Source organism: Allomuricauda sp. M10 (assembly GCF_020782875.1).
In the GTDB taxonomy this organism is placed as follows: domain Bacteria; phylum Bacteroidota; class Bacteroidia; order Flavobacteriales; family Flavobacteriaceae; genus Flagellimonas.
Window position 1 is genome coordinate 75,818 of record NZ_JAJGBN010000008.1, and the last position, 17,122, is coordinate 92,939.

At 41.4% G+C, this 17,122-nt stretch carries 17 protein-coding genes; 8 read left to right on the forward strand and 9 right to left on the reverse strand.

What is annotated here, in order from left to right; all coding sequences use genetic code 11:
• Positions 1-9: 9 nt before the first annotated feature.
• Complete coding sequence (gene recR / locus LKX84_RS16800; protein WP_228238702.1) at positions 10-630, reverse strand: recombination mediator RecR; 621 nt, start codon at positions 628-630, stop codon at positions 10-12.
• 76 nt (positions 631-706) lie between these two features.
• Between recR and LKX84_RS16805 the strand changes: the two genes are divergently transcribed.
• Positions 707-2,188 (forward strand): sodium:solute symporter, encoded by a 1,482-nt coding sequence (locus tag LKX84_RS16805; RefSeq protein WP_228238703.1) that lies wholly within the window; start codon positions 707-709, stop codon positions 2,186-2,188.
• Here the strand turns inward: LKX84_RS16805 and LKX84_RS16810 are convergent.
• Positions 2,172-2,531: a CoA-binding protein gene (locus tag LKX84_RS16810; RefSeq protein ID WP_228238705.1), complete on the reverse strand. Its 360-nt coding sequence runs from the start codon at positions 2,529-2,531 to the stop codon at positions 2,172-2,174. The two genes, LKX84_RS16805 and LKX84_RS16810, sit on opposite strands and share 17 nt — an antisense overlap.
• 349 nt (positions 2,532-2,880) lie before the next feature.
• Here LKX84_RS16810 and LKX84_RS16815 point away from each other — a divergent pair, with 349 nt between their 5' ends.
• Entirely contained in the window at positions 2,881-5,331 is a 2,451-nt protein-coding gene (locus LKX84_RS16815; protein WP_228238706.1) for a TonB-dependent receptor domain-containing protein, read from the forward strand.
• A gap of 114 nt (positions 5,332-5,445) precedes the next feature.
• Here the strand turns inward: LKX84_RS16815 and LKX84_RS16820 are convergent, their stop codons facing one another.
• From LKX84_RS16820 to LKX84_RS16830, 3 genes are all read right to left on the reverse strand, one after another.
• Positions 5,446-6,453, reverse strand: a complete 1,008-nt coding sequence (locus LKX84_RS16820; RefSeq protein WP_228238707.1) for a 3-oxoacyl-ACP synthase III family protein — start codon at positions 6,451-6,453, stop codon at positions 5,446-5,448.
• 96 nt (positions 6,454-6,549) lie between these two features.
• Positions 6,550-7,860: an ABC1 kinase family protein gene (locus LKX84_RS16825; RefSeq protein ID WP_228238708.1), complete on the reverse strand. Its 1,311-nt coding sequence runs from the start codon at positions 7,858-7,860 to the stop codon at positions 6,550-6,552.
• A gap of 6 nt (positions 7,861-7,866) precedes the next feature.
• Complete coding sequence (locus tag LKX84_RS16830) at positions 7,867-8,523, reverse strand: TetR family transcriptional regulator C-terminal domain-containing protein (RefSeq protein ID WP_228238709.1); 657 nt, start codon at positions 8,521-8,523, stop codon at positions 7,867-7,869.
• Between the two features lie 328 nt (positions 8,524-8,851).
• Here LKX84_RS16830 and htpG point away from each other — a divergent pair, with 328 nt between their 5' ends.
• The 3 genes from htpG (at position 8,852) to LKX84_RS16845 (ending at position 12,524) form a co-directional block, all read left to right on the forward strand.
• Positions 8,852-10,735 carry a molecular chaperone HtpG gene (gene htpG, locus LKX84_RS16835; protein ID WP_228238710.1) on the forward strand — a complete coding sequence of 628 codons (1,884 nt, stop codon included), beginning with the start codon at positions 8,852-8,854 and terminating at the stop codon, positions 10,733-10,735.
• Between the two features lie 90 nt (positions 10,736-10,825).
• Positions 10,826-12,163: a hypothetical protein gene (locus tag LKX84_RS16840; RefSeq protein WP_228238711.1), complete on the forward strand. Its 1,338-nt coding sequence runs from the start codon at positions 10,826-10,828 to the stop codon at positions 12,161-12,163.
• 4 nt (positions 12,164-12,167) lie between these two features.
• Positions 12,168-12,524, forward strand: a complete 357-nt coding sequence (locus LKX84_RS16845; RefSeq protein WP_228238713.1) for a MauE/DoxX family redox-associated membrane protein — start codon at positions 12,168-12,170, stop codon at positions 12,522-12,524.
• Here LKX84_RS16845 and LKX84_RS16850 read toward each other — a convergent pair.
• A complete protein-coding gene (locus LKX84_RS16850; RefSeq protein WP_228238715.1) occupies positions 12,516-12,932 on the reverse strand; it encodes a hypothetical protein in 417 nt (138 codons plus the stop codon). The genes LKX84_RS16845 and LKX84_RS16850 overlap by 9 nt on opposite strands.
• Positions 12,925-13,503, reverse strand: a complete 579-nt coding sequence (locus tag LKX84_RS16855) for an RNA polymerase sigma factor (RefSeq protein ID WP_228238717.1) — start codon at positions 13,501-13,503, stop codon at positions 12,925-12,927. The genes LKX84_RS16850 and LKX84_RS16855 overlap by 8 nt, the downstream gene beginning before the upstream one ends.
• Before the next feature lie 135 nt (positions 13,504-13,638).
• Here LKX84_RS16855 and LKX84_RS16860 point away from each other — a divergent pair, with 135 nt between their 5' ends.
• On the forward strand, positions 13,639-13,992 hold the full coding sequence (locus LKX84_RS16860) for a DUF6249 domain-containing protein (RefSeq protein ID WP_228238718.1): 354 nt from the start codon (positions 13,639-13,641) through the stop codon (positions 13,990-13,992).
• Positions 13,993-14,054: 62 nt separating this feature from the next.
• Complete coding sequence (locus tag LKX84_RS16865; protein ID WP_228238719.1) at positions 14,055-14,687, forward strand: MOSC domain-containing protein; 633 nt, start codon at positions 14,055-14,057, stop codon at positions 14,685-14,687.
• A gap of 49 nt (positions 14,688-14,736) precedes the next feature.
• Here the strand turns inward: LKX84_RS16865 and LKX84_RS16870 are convergent, their stop codons facing one another.
• The gene (locus LKX84_RS16870; protein ID WP_228238720.1) at positions 14,737-15,117 is read right to left on the reverse strand and encodes a hypothetical protein; all 381 of its coding nucleotides are present in this window, start codon (positions 15,115-15,117) and stop codon (positions 14,737-14,739) included.
• Positions 15,118-15,330: 213 nt separating this feature from the next.
• Between LKX84_RS16870 and LKX84_RS16875 the strand changes: the two genes are divergently transcribed.
• The gene (locus LKX84_RS16875; RefSeq protein ID WP_228238721.1) at positions 15,331-16,200 is read left to right on the forward strand and encodes an AraC family transcriptional regulator; all 870 of its coding nucleotides are present in this window, start codon (positions 15,331-15,333) and stop codon (positions 16,198-16,200) included.
• Positions 16,201-16,206: 6 nt separating this feature from the next.
• Here LKX84_RS16875 and LKX84_RS16880 read toward each other — a convergent pair whose 3' ends face one another.
• Positions 16,207-16,977: a S1/P1 nuclease gene (locus tag LKX84_RS16880; protein WP_228238722.1), complete on the reverse strand. Its 771-nt coding sequence runs from the start codon at positions 16,975-16,977 to the stop codon at positions 16,207-16,209.
• Positions 16,978-17,122 lie beyond the last annotated feature (145 nt).

Sequence of the window (17,122 nt, forward strand, 5' to 3'; positions counted from 1 at the left end):
GCAACTCACCTAATTCGCTTTCATCGAATTTTCAAAAGGCACTCGGTTCAAAATACTTCGCCCCAAGGTTACCTCATCGGCATACTCCAATTCATCGCCTACGGAAATCCCCCTTGCAATGGCAGAAGTGGTCACTTCCAACCCTTCCAACTGACGGTAAATATAAAAATTGGTGGTATCACCTTCCATAGTGGAACTTAGGGCAAAGATGAGTTCTTTTACCTTTCCCTCCTTTACTTTATTAACCAGGGATACGATGTTCAAATCCTGCGGCCCCACTCCTTCCATTGGGGAAATCTTGCCTCCCAGCACATGGTACAATCCATTATATTGGGATGTGTTCTCAATGGCCATTACGTCGCGGATGTCTTCCACCACGCAGACTAGACTTTCATCCCTTTTCGGGTTGGCACAGATCTCACAGATTTCGGTATCCGAAATGTTATGGCAGCTTTTGCAAAAGTTTACTTCGTTTTTCAACTTGGAAAGGGCATGGGTCAAATGCTCTGTACGTTCCTCCGGCTGTTTGAGCAGGTGAAGCACCAAACGCAAAGCGGTACGCTTGCCAATTCCCGGCAATTGCGACATTTCGTACACTGCATTTTCCAATAATTTGGATGAAAATTCCATAGTATCAAATCTCCAACAAAATTACGATTTTAGTGTTACGAATTTACTTTCGTACTTTGCAAATCAAATACCGTTTATGTCAGCCACACAGATTCTCTTGCTTATAGGTGCTTATTTCCTGGTGCTTATATTGATCTCTTACTTTACCGGAAAAAACGATTCGAACGCTGATTTTTTTAAGGCCGGCAAACAATCACCATGGTATCTGGTGGCATTTGGGATGGTAGGCGCCTCATTGTCAGGGGTTACGTTTATTTCCGTACCGGGATGGGTGGACGATATCCATTTTACCTACATGCAGGTAGTAATCGGATATCTTTTTGGCTATTTTGTTGTGGCTTTTGTACTGTTACCCCTTTACTACAGGTACAACCTTACCTCCATTTATGAATACCTTGCGGAACGTTTTGGAAAGGTCAGCCATAAAACCGGAGCCTTTTTCTTTTTCCTGTCCCGAGTTTTAGGGGCAGCCTTCCGGTTGTATTTGGTGGCCATTGTTTTGCAGCAATTTGTTTTTGATGGATTGGGGGTTCGTTTTGAGTTTACAGTGGTCATTTCCATTTTATTGATTTGGATCTACACCAACAAAGGCGGTATTAAAACTATTGTTTGGACCGATACCCTACAAACCCTTTTCATGATAGTAGCCGTGATTCTTTCCATTATCTTCATCAACCAGGAATTGGGTTGGAGCTTTGGGGAGTTTTTAAAGTCGGAAGAACTGAAAAGTTATAGCTCCTTTTTGGTCACCGATGATTTTTTGAGTCGAAATTATTTTATAAAATCCTTTGTTGGGGGGATGTTCGTGACCATTTGCATGACCGGACTGGATCAGGACATGATGCAAAAAAACCTTACCTGCAAATCGTTGAAAGATGCCCAAAAGAATATGGTTTCTTTCAGTTTTGTTTTGGTGGGGGTCACCTTTTTGTTCATGCTATTGGGTGCTTTGTTGTTTATTTATGCCAAACGCAACGGAGTGGCCATTCCTTTGATGGACGGCACCCCAAAAACCGATTTGTTGTTCCCCGAAATTGCGCTGAATAGTGGACTGGGATTGGCCCTTTCCATTACTTTTATGTTGGGATTGATCGCTGCGGCCTATAGTAGTGCAGATAGCGCCCTTACTTCGTTGACTACCTCATTCTGTGTGGATTTCCTTAACGTACAGAACAAAGAGGAAACGGAACAGAAAAAAATCAGGAAACAGACCCACGTTGGTATGAGTGTGATGCTCATTGTGGTCATCATTGCCTTCAAATATATTTTGAGCAGCAATGTGATCGATAGTCTTCTTACCGTAGCGGGTTATACCTATGGCCCTCTGTTGGGATTATTTTCCTTTGGAATTTTCACTAAACATAAGATCAAGGATACCTATGTATGGATCGTAGCCGTATTATCTGTCATCATCATCATTTTGATAGCCAACATCCCTGCCTCTTATTTAGGTGGATACCAAATGGGTTATGAACTGTTGCCCCTTAATGGATTATTGACCTTTTTTGGTCTTTGGTTGATCAGAAAAAAGGAATTGGAGCCTAGTATTGCCCAGTAGCCAATAAGACCAAAGTACAGGCAACCTCCACTTTTATACCTTCTTTTTTCAGGATTTCATAAAATTCCGGATTTTCAGTACCGGGGTTAAAAATCACCCGTTTGGGCCGTAAATCCACGATTTCCTGGTAATATGGCTTTTGGTTGGATGGGTTCACATATAAAGTTACGGTATCAATATTTTGAAAATCAACTAACTTGTCTTTAATTTGTACTCCTGATACAGTTCCCCCACGTATCCCAAATGCGGTTGTTTCAATATTTTGATCGACCAACCTACGAATTGCCATGTTACTGTATCTTCCCGGGTTTGTAGAAGCCCCGAAAACAAGTGTCTTTGTCATTTGTTAATTTTAGTGTTAAACTTAATAATAGACCGTAACGATACCAATAATTTTACGTCTATTGTATATATAAAAAATTTCATTGGTAAGACTGTATTTTTTATAGTTAATGGTTAGTGTTTAGTATAGCTTATCAATGTATCAACCCCGGTATTCTTTACCGGGGTTTCTTCTTTTTAGAACTTTCTCTTTTGTCTTTTTAAAATCGATATCCTTACAATCAAGACCTTACCGTTTTTTATTTGTTAAAGAATGTTAAAATGAGGTGAAGCTGTAACATTCTACGGTAGATGACGTCTTAACTATATCATCAATCAATCGAATTCATCAATCAAAAAACGAACAACTCATGAAAAAGTTGACCCTACTTTTTGTGCTCCTTTCGTGCACATTATTCCCAACACATGCAAATACCACAGATCCTGAAAACGCCTTGGGCTCCATTTCAGGAAAGGTAATTGACAATACCCTGCAACAACCCGTTGCCTATGCCGCAGTAGTCATTAAATCTGAAGATGGAACCGAAACCATCACCGGTGGCATCACTTTGGATGACGGTACTTTCGACATTAAAAAACTACCTGACGGCAATTTCATTTTTGAAGTACAGTACATCGGGTACAAAACGTATTCCCAAAAATTGGTCATCAATAAGGACAAAAGAAATTGGAGTTTGGGTACCATCACCTTGATGGAAGAAACCCAAAACTTGGAAGGCGTTGAACTGGTGGGCGAAAAAACGACCATTGAACAACGGGTGGATAGAAAGGTTATCAATGTGGGCAAAGATTTGACCACTTCCGGAGCCTCAGCCTCGGACATTATGAACAACATTCCTTCTGTAAATGTGGATGCCCAAACCGGCGACATTACCTTGAGAGGTAATTCCAACGTTCGTGTGATGGTCGATGGTAAATTATCCAACGTGCCCGTTGCGCAGTTGTTGAAGCAGATTCCATCCACATCCATTAAATCCATCGAGTTGATAACTAACCCATCCGCCAAGTACAATCCGGAAGGAATGAGTGGTATCATCAACATTGTATTGCACAAAAATGCCAATATTGGGTTCAACGGAAATGTGAGCCTAGGCCTTACCAAAGGTATCGAGGCCAAATTCAATAGTTCCATCGATTTGAACTACCGCAATGGCAAATTCAATTTCTACGGAAATTATGGCAACAACATTGGCAAATGGGTAAATGATGGCAGCATTTTGAGGGTAGATGAAAACTCACGCCAAAACTTCGATTTCCTGAACAACAACAAGTCGCACTTGTACAAATTGGGGGTTGATTTTTACCTGAACGAGAAGAACACCATCTCCTTCTTCACCAATCAGAATATTTATGACGGCAAAGGTTTTGGTACTGTTGCCATTGACTATATGGAATCCCCGTCGAACAACCTGACCCAATATTTTGATGATTTGTCCGACAACACCAGCGAGCAATACAATTTTGACTACAAATTGGATTTTGGTAAGGAAGGCCACAACATAGAACTGGAAGTGGACCACAACCATTTTAATAGTGGTCAAGATGCCGATTTTAGATCTGTTGGCGCCACTGTCTATCCAAATTACAAGGATTTTGTGGACACCAAGCGTGACCAAACCACGGCCAACTTGGATTATGTGAACCCGTTGGACAGTATTTCCAAATTGGAATTGGGCCTACAGTCAAGGAATTTTGAATCAATCGTGGATTATTCATCAACCGGACAATCCTTCAACTCCCAAGGCAACTTGGTTCCCACACCATCCACCAAGTTCATCTATGCCATGGACATTTACTCTGCTTATGCCACTTTTGGCCAGACCTATAAAAAATGGTCCTATCAAATGGGCGTTCGTATTGAAGATGTGGAAGTAAAAGCGGACACCAATGCAGTGCGTGCCTTTACCGACAAATACACGGAGCTATACCCATCGGCATTTGTAACATATAGTCCAAATGAAAAGGATCAAGTACAATTGAGCTATAGCAGAAGGGTAGATCGTCCAGGGTTGGATCAAGTAAACCCCATTAGGGAATTTGCCACTCCTTTGATTTCCTCTTTCGGTAACCCGAACTTGGTACCACAGTTTACCAGTTCCTATGAGTTGAACTATACCAAAAGGCTTAAAAATGGTAGTATCACCTCCGGAGTTTTCTATCGTAGCATTACCGATGAGATCAACAGGGCGTTGTACGTGGATCGATTGGATTTGAACAAGACCATCCTAACCTATGACAATTTTGATAAAACATCGGCTTACGGGGTGGAAGTATCCGGAAACTACAAGCCTTTAAAATGGTGGAGTGTAAATGGTAGTTTTGATTTGTACTCCCAAACACAGAGAGGTTTTTCCGAAACATTGGATACCACCGACCCTGATGCCACGGAAGCTGATATTATTACAGAAGAGGTTGAAGTGGACAACACGGCTTGGAACATTAGGATGAACAATAGTTTCACGGTGACCAAAAAACTAACGCTTCAGGCATTTGGTTTTTACCGAGGAAGGAACAAGAGCATCCAATTTGATGCCAACCCCATGTACTTTGTAAACTTGGGGGCCCGTTATAGCTTTGATGATGGCAAAGGTACCATCAGCTTCAACTACAATGATATTTTCAACACCATGCGTTTTGCCTTTGAAGGGGATTATCCCTACGCTCAGGAAGGCGCCTTCAACTGGGAAAGCAACAACGTATATGTGGGACTTTCCTATCGCTTTGGAAGTGGCAAGAACAGGGCCAATCAGCGTAAGAGAAGGGACGACAACACCAAGCAAGGTGGCGGTGGCATCCTATAACAATAATTTGATGGTCCTAGTCAGAGTGTTGGTTGGTTAGTCTTTCAAGGACGTCAAATAAAAAACCCCGATCCAAAAGATCGGGGTTTTCATTTATAAATTTTTTGTTTAAATCTACCAGCGGATGATGGCACTTCCCCAGGTAAAGCCACTACCAAAAGCGGCCAAGACCACCAAATCCCCTTCTTTCACCTTGCCTTCTTCCCAAGCCTCGGTCAAGGCAATTGGAATGGAAGCAGCGGTGGTGTTCCCATATTTCATGATGTTGTTGAATACCTGGTCATCGGACAATCTGAACTTGCCCTGAATAAACTGGGAAATCCGCAAATTGGCCTGGTGCGGAATCAACATATCTATATCTTGTGGAGTAAGGTTGTTCTTTTGCAACCCTTCCATGATCACTTCGCTAAAACGGACCACTGCATTTTTAAACACGAACTGACCGTTCATATACGGAAAATAGGAAGTATCCTCAGGATCGGCATCTGCAATGATATCGGTCACCCATCTTTTGCCCATCCCTGGTGCAATTAAGGAAAGTTCCTCGGCATGCTGCCCTTCGGAATGCAAATGGGTTGAGAGGATTCCTTTGGAAAGATCTTCCTCCCTAGTTAGAACAGCCGCTCCAGCTCCATCACCAAAAATAACGGAAACCCCACGGCCCCGAGTGGTCATATCCAATCCATGCGAATGCAGTTCCGAACCGATGACCAGTACATTTTTGTACATCCCGCTTTTGATATATTGATCGGCCACTGAAATACCATACACAAACCCTGAACATTGATTTCGAATATCGAGGGCGCCAACCGTGCGTAACCCAAGATCCCGTTGCACCAAAACTCCGGGTCCAGGAAAATAATAATCCGGGCTAAGAGTGGCAAAGACGATAAAATCAATTTCATCTTTATCGACACCGGCACGTTCAATGGCTTTTTCAGCGGCTTTAACCCCCATGGAAGTGGTAGTGTCCTCCCCCTTTACCACATGGCGCCTTTCCTTGATTCCGGTACGCTCTTGAATCCATTCGTCATTCGTATCCATCAGTTTGGATAAATCGTCATTGGTCACCACACGCTCAGGCACGTAAAATCCTAATCCTGAAATTCTTGAGTTATACATTGCGAAGTGCTTAAATAGAAATTTTTGAAAAAAGTATAGGCTAAATAATGGAAAAGTAAAAAATATATCCAAAGAACTGGATATATATTAACAAAATTAGACCATGTACTTTTTAAAATGGTTCACTTTCACCTTGGCCCCAAGGTCGTGCAGTAGATTATAAAGTCCGAAAAAAGTACGGTTCATGTATAGAAAATGTTTGGAGCCACGGTTTCCGTTCATTTTACGGATCTGCTCATCTTTGGAATAGCGTTCGCTCAACTCGGCAATCTTAGACCAGAAGCCCGCATCCCCAAAATCGAAATCTTCCTTGTTGAAGGGTGAGGTGAAAATACTGAGCATTTCCTTGAACAATGCCTTAAAAAATTCCAGTTCCTGCCCACTATCCGTTGGGGTCAAAATTTCCAATTGATAGAGCTTTTCCATGAAAACTGCATCATTGTTGAGATTGTCAAGATTGGCCAACTCAAAATAGGGAATGTAAAATTCATCGGGAATGGCCTTGATACAGCCAAAATCTATTGCAATCAGATTGCCATTTTCACTTACCAAGAAATTTCCTGGGTGCGGATCGGCATGTACCTTTCTTAAATGATGGATCTGGAACATGTAAAAATCCCAAAGTGCCTGACCTAATTGATTGCCGAGGTCGGTATCAAAATCGGTTTTGGTGAACTCACCCAAATGCAATCCGGTCATCCAATCCATGGTCAGGATCCGTTCACTTGAAAGTTCAGGGTAGTATTTTGGGAATTCCGTTCCAGGAATAACGGAACACGCTTCGGTAATTTCTTTGCTTTGTTCCAGTTCCAGAATATAGTTGGTCTCTTCGATCAACTTGTGCTCCACTTCCTTGAAATATTTCTCGGAATCTTTCCCTTTTAAATTGAACATTTTAATGGCCACGGGTTTCACCAAGGCCAAATCGCTACTAATGCTTTCTGCCACTCCCGGGTATTGGATCTTAACAGCCAAATCCTTGCCATTTTTACAGGCGCGATGTACTTGACCAATGCTGGCGGCGTTGACGGAATCCTTTTCAAAATGATCAAAAATGTCCTCGGGGTATTGACCTAGATATTTTTTAAAGGTTTTGCGGACCAAAGGAGCGGACAATGGCGGCACCGAAAATTGGGAAAGGGAAAATTTTTCCACATAGGCCCTGGGAAGCAGGTTTTTTTCCATGCTCAGCATTTGGGCCACTTTGAGAGCGCTACCTTTCAAACTTTTCAGTCCATCGTAAATATCCTCGGCATTATTTTCATCCAGTTCTTCCTTGGGTGTATCCGGATTTACCAGTTTTTTGCCATAATACTTCACATAATTCCCTCCGATCTTTACCCCGGTCTTTACCAATTTACCAGCGCGTTCCATTTTTCCGGTGGGTATTTTGTCCAATGTCTTCATAGGGTACTACACAAACTTTTCTTTGTACAGAAATTTTCCAAAGTCGATGATCTTTTCCAAAGGGGTATTCTCAAAAATCTGAAAGATAGTGGTCACGGATTTCTCAATCGCGATATCCGTTTTTTCAAACCCTGGGGAACTGTCATCCATCCAAAATTTCAACAGGAACAAAAACTGGAGCCATGCGCCTTCAGAAAAAAGTGGCTCATTGTATTTAAGGATTTTAAGGTTCTTTTCCTCATTTCGGTTTTTGATCAATTCCGTTGCAAACTCTTTAAATGATTTTCGCAGTCCCTTCAGTTGGGCCAATCCTTCAAAAGCATTCCGATGTTCCTTGAGAGCGAACAGCACATAGCTTCGGTTCAAGGTCAGGTTTTCAAAAAAAGTAAAGAAAAAGGTCAACATTTTGTCTTCGTTGGACATCGTTCCGTATTCCTTGTTCTTGTTCAACAAAGTCATGGTATGGTCAAAAAACTTGTGCCAAATCCTTTGTTGTATAGACTCGAAGGAGCCAAAAAATCCATAAAAAGTGTCCTCCCCGATTTTGTGAGCCTTGCAAAACTTATAAACCGATTCGGGAACCTTACCATTTTCAAGAACGGAATCCATATACCATTCAATAATCTTTTCCTCTGTAATGTTGGTTTTTACTGTTGTTGCCATAATCCTTTGTTTTAGGGTGAAACAATTATTGGTCAACCTGTGGTGAACGAATAAAGAAAATGCACTTCCGAGCGAAAGTGCATTTTCCACAACCTAACCAATAAATAAACAAACTTGTTATAGTGCAGAACTTCTTCACAGCAATTTTTTCCTATAACATTCTAAAGATACGATATTTTGTTTAATTTTTACAAAAAAAGAATAAACAAAATTTTGTTAAAGTTGTCGGAGGGTAAAAAATGGCGCATTCCAATGTCAGTTTGTCATATTTGGCATTCTGGTATTTTTTTTGTCGAATAGGGTATAGATAAATGATAAAAACAAAACGATGGCAACAGGTAAAATCAATGTTTCAGTAGAGAACATTTTTCCCTTGATCAAAAAATTTCTGTACAGCGACCATGAAATTTTCTTGAGGGAGCTTATTTCCAACGCTACGGATGCTACCTTAAAACTTAAACACCTTACATCCATTGGGGAAGCCAAGGTTGAATATGGCAACCCGATCATTGAGGTGAAAGTGGACAAGGAGAACAAACGCATCCATATTATAGACCAAGGAATCGGGATGACCGAGGAAGAGGTCAAAAAATATATCAACGAGGTAGCCTTTTCAGGTGCCGAAGAATTTTTGGACAAATACAAGGATGCTGGCAAGGAAGCTGGTATCATCGGTCACTTTGGACTTGGCTTTTACTCCGCCTTTATGGTGGCCGAAAAGGTAGAGATCATTTCCAAGAGTTATCAAGATGCCCCTGCGGTACACTGGACCTGTGATGGCTCCCCGGAATTTACGATTACCGAATCGGACAAGGCGGAAAGGGGAACGGAAATCATCTTGCATGTAGCTCAAGATTCCACCGAATTTTTGGATGATTCCAAAATCCGTGGTCTTTTGGTGAAATACAACAAGTTCATGCCCATTCCGATCAAATTTGGAACCAAAACCGAAACCTTGCCCAAACCGGAAGGCGCCAAAGAAGATGAACCCGCTCCGACCCAAGAGGTGGACAACATCATTAACAACCCGAATCCGGCGTGGACCAAGCAGCCTGCCGATTTAAAGGATGAGGATTACAAGCAGTTTTACAGGGAATTGTACCCAATGCAGTTTGAGGAGCCCTTGTTCCACATCCATTTAAATGTTGATTATCCCTTCAACCTGACCGGAATTTTATATTTCCCCAAGTTGACGAACGACCTCAACATTCAAAAAGATCGCATTCAACTTTATCAAAACCAAGTTTTTGTAACGGACAATGTGGAAGGCATCGTACCGGAGTTTTTGACCATGCTTCGCGGGGTCATCGATTCACCGGACATTCCATTGAACGTTTCGCGTTCTTACCTTCAGGCCGATGGTGCCGTGAAGAAGATTTCATCCTACATCACCAGAAAAGTAGCCGACAAGTTGAGCTCCCTTTTCAAGAACAACCGAGAGGATTTTGAAAAGAAATGGAACGATATCAAGGTGGTTATTGAATACGGCATGCTTTCTGAAGAAAAATTCTTTGAAAAAGCAGAAAGTTTTGCCCTGTACCCCACTGTGGACGGCAAGTATTACACCTTTGAAGAGCTGGAAGCCAAACTGAAGGACAACCAGACCGATAAGGACGATAAATTGGTGGTGCTTTACGCTTCCGACACCGAGGCGCAACACAGCTATATTGATGCCGCCAAGGCCAAAGGTTATGAGGTATTGTTGATGGATTCCCCAATAGTGCCGCACTTGCTTCAAAAGTTGGAGACAACAAAGGAAAAACTGTCCTTTGTACGTGTGGATGCAGACCATATCGATAACCTCATCAAAAAGAAGGATACAGCCATTTCCAAACTTTCGGAAGAGGAAAAAGAGCAGTTGAAAACCGAATTGGAGGAAGTTATTTCCAGCAAGGGTTACACCATTCAATTGGAAGCCATGGATAGTCAGGCCTCCCCGTTCATCATCACCGAACCGGAGTTTATGCGCCGTATGAAAGAAATGCAACGCACCGGTGGTGGTATGTTCGGAATGGGCAATATGCCCGATATGTACAACTTGATCGTAAACACCAACCACGAACTGGTGGGTGAGATATTAAACACCAAGACTGCCAAAAAAAGGGAACGATTGATCAATCAATCCTTGGATCTGGCGCGCCTTTCCAAAGGTTTGTTGAAGGGTGAAGAACTCACCAAGTTCATCGCTCGCAGTTATGAGATGATCAAATAAGGATCTTACCAGGAATAGAATTTACAAAACCGCTCAAAATGAGCGGTTTTTCTTTTTAATGTTTATCTTGTTGCATCAATCAACCAGACCGTGGGCAACAACGATTATAACAGTCCGTCCTTTAAAAAATTACTGGATTCCCTGCAACAGCAAAGCTGGGAGTTAGAGCTCATCATTTCGGGTTTCGCCATTTTTGGATTGTTTACCGCATACGAGCCATTGCGGTTGGAAATGTTGAATGCCGAAAACGAGCAACACGTTTACCGTTTTGTAGCCTATTTCATCCTCCATATCGCTTCCTCCATCCTATTGTTCAACCTGCTGTTGCATGTCATATTAAGAGGCTTGTGGATCGGGGCATTGGGCCTTCGGTATGTATCGGGAGACATTGAGTTTGACGAACTCAACTATGCCCAACGGTTTACCAATTATCTGAAGAAAAAGATCATTTCCTTTGATCGTTATATTGCCAATCTGGAGAATTATTGCAGCATTCTCTTTGCTGTTTCTTTTCTGTTGATTTTCTACGTTTTGGCCATGACCACCATAATCATTTCCATAGTGCTGGTGGCCAGTTTTGTCATTGAAGGGGATTGGTTGCCCAGTAAATTGGGCAAAATATTAGGGGCCGGAATGATGATTTTCATCGTTACGGGAATGTTCCTGACCTTTGTTGATTTTTTGACCCAAGGCCTTCTCAAAAAGAACAAATGGGTGGCCAAATTTTACTTTCCGATTTATTGGGTGTTCAGTTTTTTGACCCTTTCTTTTCTCTATAGACCTTTGGTCTATAACTTTTTGGACAACAAGTTTGGAAAACGGTTGATCTTGTTGCTTGCTCCCATTTACATCATCATCTTGATCATCACTAGTTTGGAATACAGGCATTCCAATTATTTGGAAAAGGACCTGAATTCTTCCAGTGTTTTTGCGAACAAAAAGAATTATTTGGATATGTTGGTGGAGGATGGGGATTTTCCCGGTGATGTGGTCATCCCTTCCAAAGTGATCACCACTTCTTATTTAAATGTCTTCATCCCTTTTTCGGAACACATGGAAGAGCGAATTTTCATTTACAATGATTCGTTAAAACCCAAAAAAGACCGTCGCGGGCTTACATCTGGCATCAAGATAAATACGAATTGGAGTGATGAAATCACAAGTCTAAGTCAGAAAGACAGTATTCGAAGGGTATACCTCAACACTTTTAACGACATCTATTCTTTCCAAATCGATACCTTGAAAATTGATGAGGATTTTATTTTGACAACAGGCATGAACAACCTTCTAGGATTTGAGACCTTTCTTAAAATCTCTGATCTGGATGAAGGCAAACATCTCCTTCGATTAAAAAGAAAACGCAAGGAAAAGGATACTGTGGTAACCGTTACCGAAGCAGCAATCCCTTTTTGGAAATTTAAAAATTAAGGATATGGGGCCATGGCATTTGTACCTTATGGGCATCCTTTATATAGTAGCCGGCATTATGCATTTTGTGCGACCAAAAATGTACCAACGCATCATTCCGGACTATCTACCTAATGCCAAATTCCTAGTTATTCTAAGTGGAATTGCAGAAATTGAATTAGGAATAGGGCTTTTCATAGAAGCCGTTAGAACTTGGGCCGCCCTGGGAATCATCTGCATGTTGATTGCATTCCTTCCCGTTCATTTTTATATGTTAACCAACAAGAATGCTGCCATGGGGCTTCCTAAATGGGTGCTGATACTACGGATTCCGTTACAGTTTGGCCTTATGTATTGGGCCTACAGCTATGTTTCATTCTAACATGGCAGTACGATCCATGTGCTTTTTGAGCCAAGGTACCTGCACAAAAAACAGAAAACCAAATAGCAGTACTGCATAGACCAATACTTTGGAAGAGGTATAGTTTTCCAACCAACCCCAAAGTGGCTTAAAATTGGGCTCCCAGGTTAGCTTGTCGAACCAACTGGTTCCATCCCCCAAACCATATTGCGAAATCACATAGACCATCAATACCGAAAAAGCTACAAATAGCCCAACCAAAACAGGTCTGGACATAATGGGTTTATACTGAAAGGCTTCTTTTTGGGATTGTGCCTCGATCTGTTGCATTAGATTTTTGGTGAAATCTTCGGATGGGGATTCCAATGGGGCATCAGCCATAAGGCGATCCACAAATGCTTCCAATTTCTTTTCTTCGTGCTTATCCATTGCTTTCTAGTATTTCACGTTCCAAACTGGTTTCCATGATACTGGCCAGTTTTTTTCTGGCCCTGAACAACTTTACTTTTATCGTATTGGCGGAAAGTTTCAAAATCTTTTCCATTTCCAAAAGGTTCTTTTCTTCAAAATAGAACAATGTGATGATCCCTGCATCTTCTGCCGGCAATTTGGCCAAACTATGATGGATCAACTGCCTTTTTTCTTCCTGTACCATTTTGTCAAGGGCATCGTCCATATCGGCCAACCCCATTTTTCTCACCTGATCGATCTCCACATGATCTTGGGACCTTTTGTTCTTTTTTATCCGATCTAACGCGGTGTTGTACGCAATCCTATAGATCCAGGTAGATAATTTGGAATCTCCCTTAAAGGTAACCAAAGCTTTATAAATTTTTATAAAAGCATCCTGCGAAACCTCCTCGGCCTCTTCCCTATTGCCCAACAACCTTAATGATAAGGTAAATACCAAATCTTTATATCTTTCTACCAAATCGGTGAAGGCCCTGGTATTACCACGGCGTATTTCCTCGATCAGTTCTTTTTCCTTGTTGGTCAGCATTGCACATTGGACGACTAGTGTACCTTTTAGGTTACATGGAAAACAATTTTTATAAAATTATGTAACCTGGATCAAAAAAGCGTCGTCATAGGCTATGAACAAAAAAAATATAAATAATCATAAAAACGAATCATCATGGGATCTGAAGTAATCATTTTACCAGTAATTTTTGGGGTCATCTTTGCCATAGCATACCTCTATTTTTCAACACGTAACAAAGAAAGGTTGGCCTTGATCGAAAAAGGTGCCGATGCAAGCATCTTTGTAAAGGGACGCCGGGAAGGAGCTGCTCCTTTTTGGAAAATTGTAATCCTGAACATTGCGCTTTTACTAATCGGCGTGGGGATTGCCATTTTTGTGGGCTCCATTATGGTCTACAATCTTGGTATGGAAGAAGAAGTGGCCTACCCAGGGACCATCTTTACCTTGGCTGGTGTAGGACTGTTGGTCGGTTTTGCAATGACCAAACGCCTTGAAAAGGAAAATTAAAAAATGATAGAACTGTTATAAAGACCACCTCACATCGCGGTGGTTTTTTTTATCTTGGTGGTATGAAAGTCATCTCTACCAACTTAGGCCCTTCCACAGCAATTATGTGGAACAATGAAAAGACCACTACCGGTATTTTCAAATATCCAGTTACGGGACCCATTTATTTGGATACAGAATCCGTTCGTAATGACACCATTGCCAACAGGAAGGTTCACGGTGGGGAGTTCAAGGCATGCTACCTCTTTTCATCAGATCATTATCCCTATTGGCAACAAAAGTATCCGAATTTGCAGTGGGATTGGGGCATGTTCGGGGAAAACGTGACTGTGGAAGGTCTTGATGAATCCAAATTGAAAGTCGGCAGCATTTACAAATTGGGATCTGCGCTGGTGCAGGTCACACAGCCAAGGGAACCCTGTTTTAAATTGGGCATCCGGTTCGGCAACCAGAAAATTCTTAAAGAATTTATTGATCATGGATTTCCTGGCACCTATGTACGTGTTTTGGAGAAAGGCGAAGTCAATGTGGGAGACCATATGGAACTGGTAAAGGAATCCACCAACCCGTTGACCATACAACAGTTTTACCACTTATTGTTCAACAAGGAAAAAGACAAAGAATTGTTGCAATGGGCCATCAACAATGAGGCGTTACCACCCGGTAAAAGGGAAGGTCTAAAAAAATGGGCATAAAAAAGGGGGCCTCCCGGCCCCCAATGCACATAAAAATTAACTAAACAAACTATCTTACTTCCATAGTTTCTTTGTAGGTTCCAAATTTGTCCACTACAACTACGGTATATTTATCTTGGTATGCTTTTTCAAAGTTGAAAGCTTTTTCAACTACGATATCCCCTTCGATAGCCTCATCGAAAACAAGTCTGTTTTGGGAATCATAAACTTTTAGAAGAACTTTACCTTGAGAGATGTTCAAAAGGTTCATCATGATTTTTTGACCTTTCTTTACAAATACTGGATCAAGGTTTACTTTCACCAAGTTCTTTTCAACTTCGTATTTGGCAGCTGTTTTTTTACCAAAATCAACTGCAGTTCCGTTAGCCAACCCAATTGCACTTACTAGAAGGGCTGCTGCTACTGTTAGGTTTTTTACTACTGATTTCATAACATTTCGCTTTTTTAAGATTACAAGACAAATGTATGGCGCAATTCAGGATAGGAATACCACCATCTTTTCCAGTTTATGTGCAATTTTACCATAGTAGACATGTTAATTGGATGTTAATGTTAATTTAACACACATTTGTGGTAATTTTGCAGATAAGTGCATAAAGGACACCGTCCTAACTTTACAATACCAAATAAAAAATTGGAACTTATGATTCAAAAACCTGCATTTGAAGCCATAGCCCCAAGTTTTGGTCACTCGTTTACCTTTCAAAAGTTCAACGAGAACAATGAGAACAAGAACAATGGCTGGCATTACCATCCGGAACTGGAACTGGTATATGTGAATGGGGGCTCGGGGAAAAGACAGATAGGCAGTCATGTATCCTATTATAGGAACGGGGATTTGATCCTAATCGGATCCAACCTTCCCCACTGTGGATTTACGGATAAGCTCACTGGGAACAAAAGTGAGACCCTTATACAGATGAAAGCGGATTTCTTGGGAAGTGATTTTTTCAATATCCCGGAAATGAAGAACATCCAGAAACTATTTGAGGTTGCCAAAGGCGGGATCGCCTTTTATGGAAGAACAAAATTGAAGGTGGGTGAGAAAATGGAAATCCTGGAATACCAGACCGATTTTCAAAGATTACTTTCCATCCTTAATATATTGAACCAATTGGCCACCTCGGATGAGATGAACGTGCTGAACGCCGAAGGTTTCTCGTTGGAGACCGAAGTGAAGGACAACGACAGGATCAATATTGTGTTCAACCACGTTAAAGCCAACTTCAAGGAAGATATCAGTCTTGAGGAAATATCGGATATGGTAAGCATGACGGTACCTTCATTCTGTAGGTACTTTAAAAAGATCACCAACAAAACCTTTACGCAGTTCGTAAATGAATATCGGTTGGTGCATGCCTCCAAACTATTGGCCGAACAGCCCATCAGCATCACCCAGGTGTGTTATGACAGTGGCTTCAACAATTTCTCGCATTTCAACAAATCGTTCAAGGCATTTACAGGGCAAAACCCTTCGGAATACCGAAATCAGTTGAAAACGGTGCTGCAATAAAAAAGCTTACTCGAACAGGTCGTTCAAGACCTTTGCCAATCTAAGACCTCCTTTTTGAAGTTGTTCGAACAGGAGATCATTATAATTATAGGCATACTGATACCCTAGCTTTTCGCCTACCTTAACGGAGTCGTACAGTTCGCCACAAATCTGATGGGATTCATCAACCCAATCGTAAATAGTGCCTTCCTGCATTTTTTTCACCTCTTTCTTTGAGACCTTGTCCAATTCATGGGCCAATTCGGTATAGGTCATCCCATAGGATTCGATAAGGTTTTGGTCCCAAACCCGATGCAAGTTGCTGCCTTGGCCAAACCATTGCACTTGTATGTCGTTACCGCCTTTATCCTCTTCCCTGCTGGCATGCATCGGTTGGTGAAGGTCCCCAATCAAATGGACCAACATTTTTAAATGGAAAATGCGGTCCTCCCGAGAGTTGTTTTTATTCTTTATGATGGCCTTGCACTCCTCAATAGCAGTAATGATATCGCCATCCTTACTTTTTTCAGAATCTTTGTAACTTATCCCTAACGGATAGTTTACATAATGCCAAGGAGAATATTTGTTATAGGCCCGGTCCGCCTTAATATCGTCACCATAGGTAGAAACGAATGCCAAACTATGTCCTTCCAACAAATCGTTCAAGGCCCTTTTGGTCTTTCCTTTCAAATGGTTTTGGGCAATTTGTCCGGTAACCCTGTGCCCGGTTTTGCTCCAAATAGTGTTTCCGAACATGAACATGGGCAGCAATAGGAGCAATAAGACGGTTTTTTTCATTTTGGTTGAATATTGACGAATTAAGGTTGACACTTTGGAACATGCAAAGTTCAATTTTCTGAATCTTTTCGCAATGTACAATGCATCATCAATTTTTTGGGAATATTTTAACTATACCCTTACATTTGGAAAACCAACTAAACTA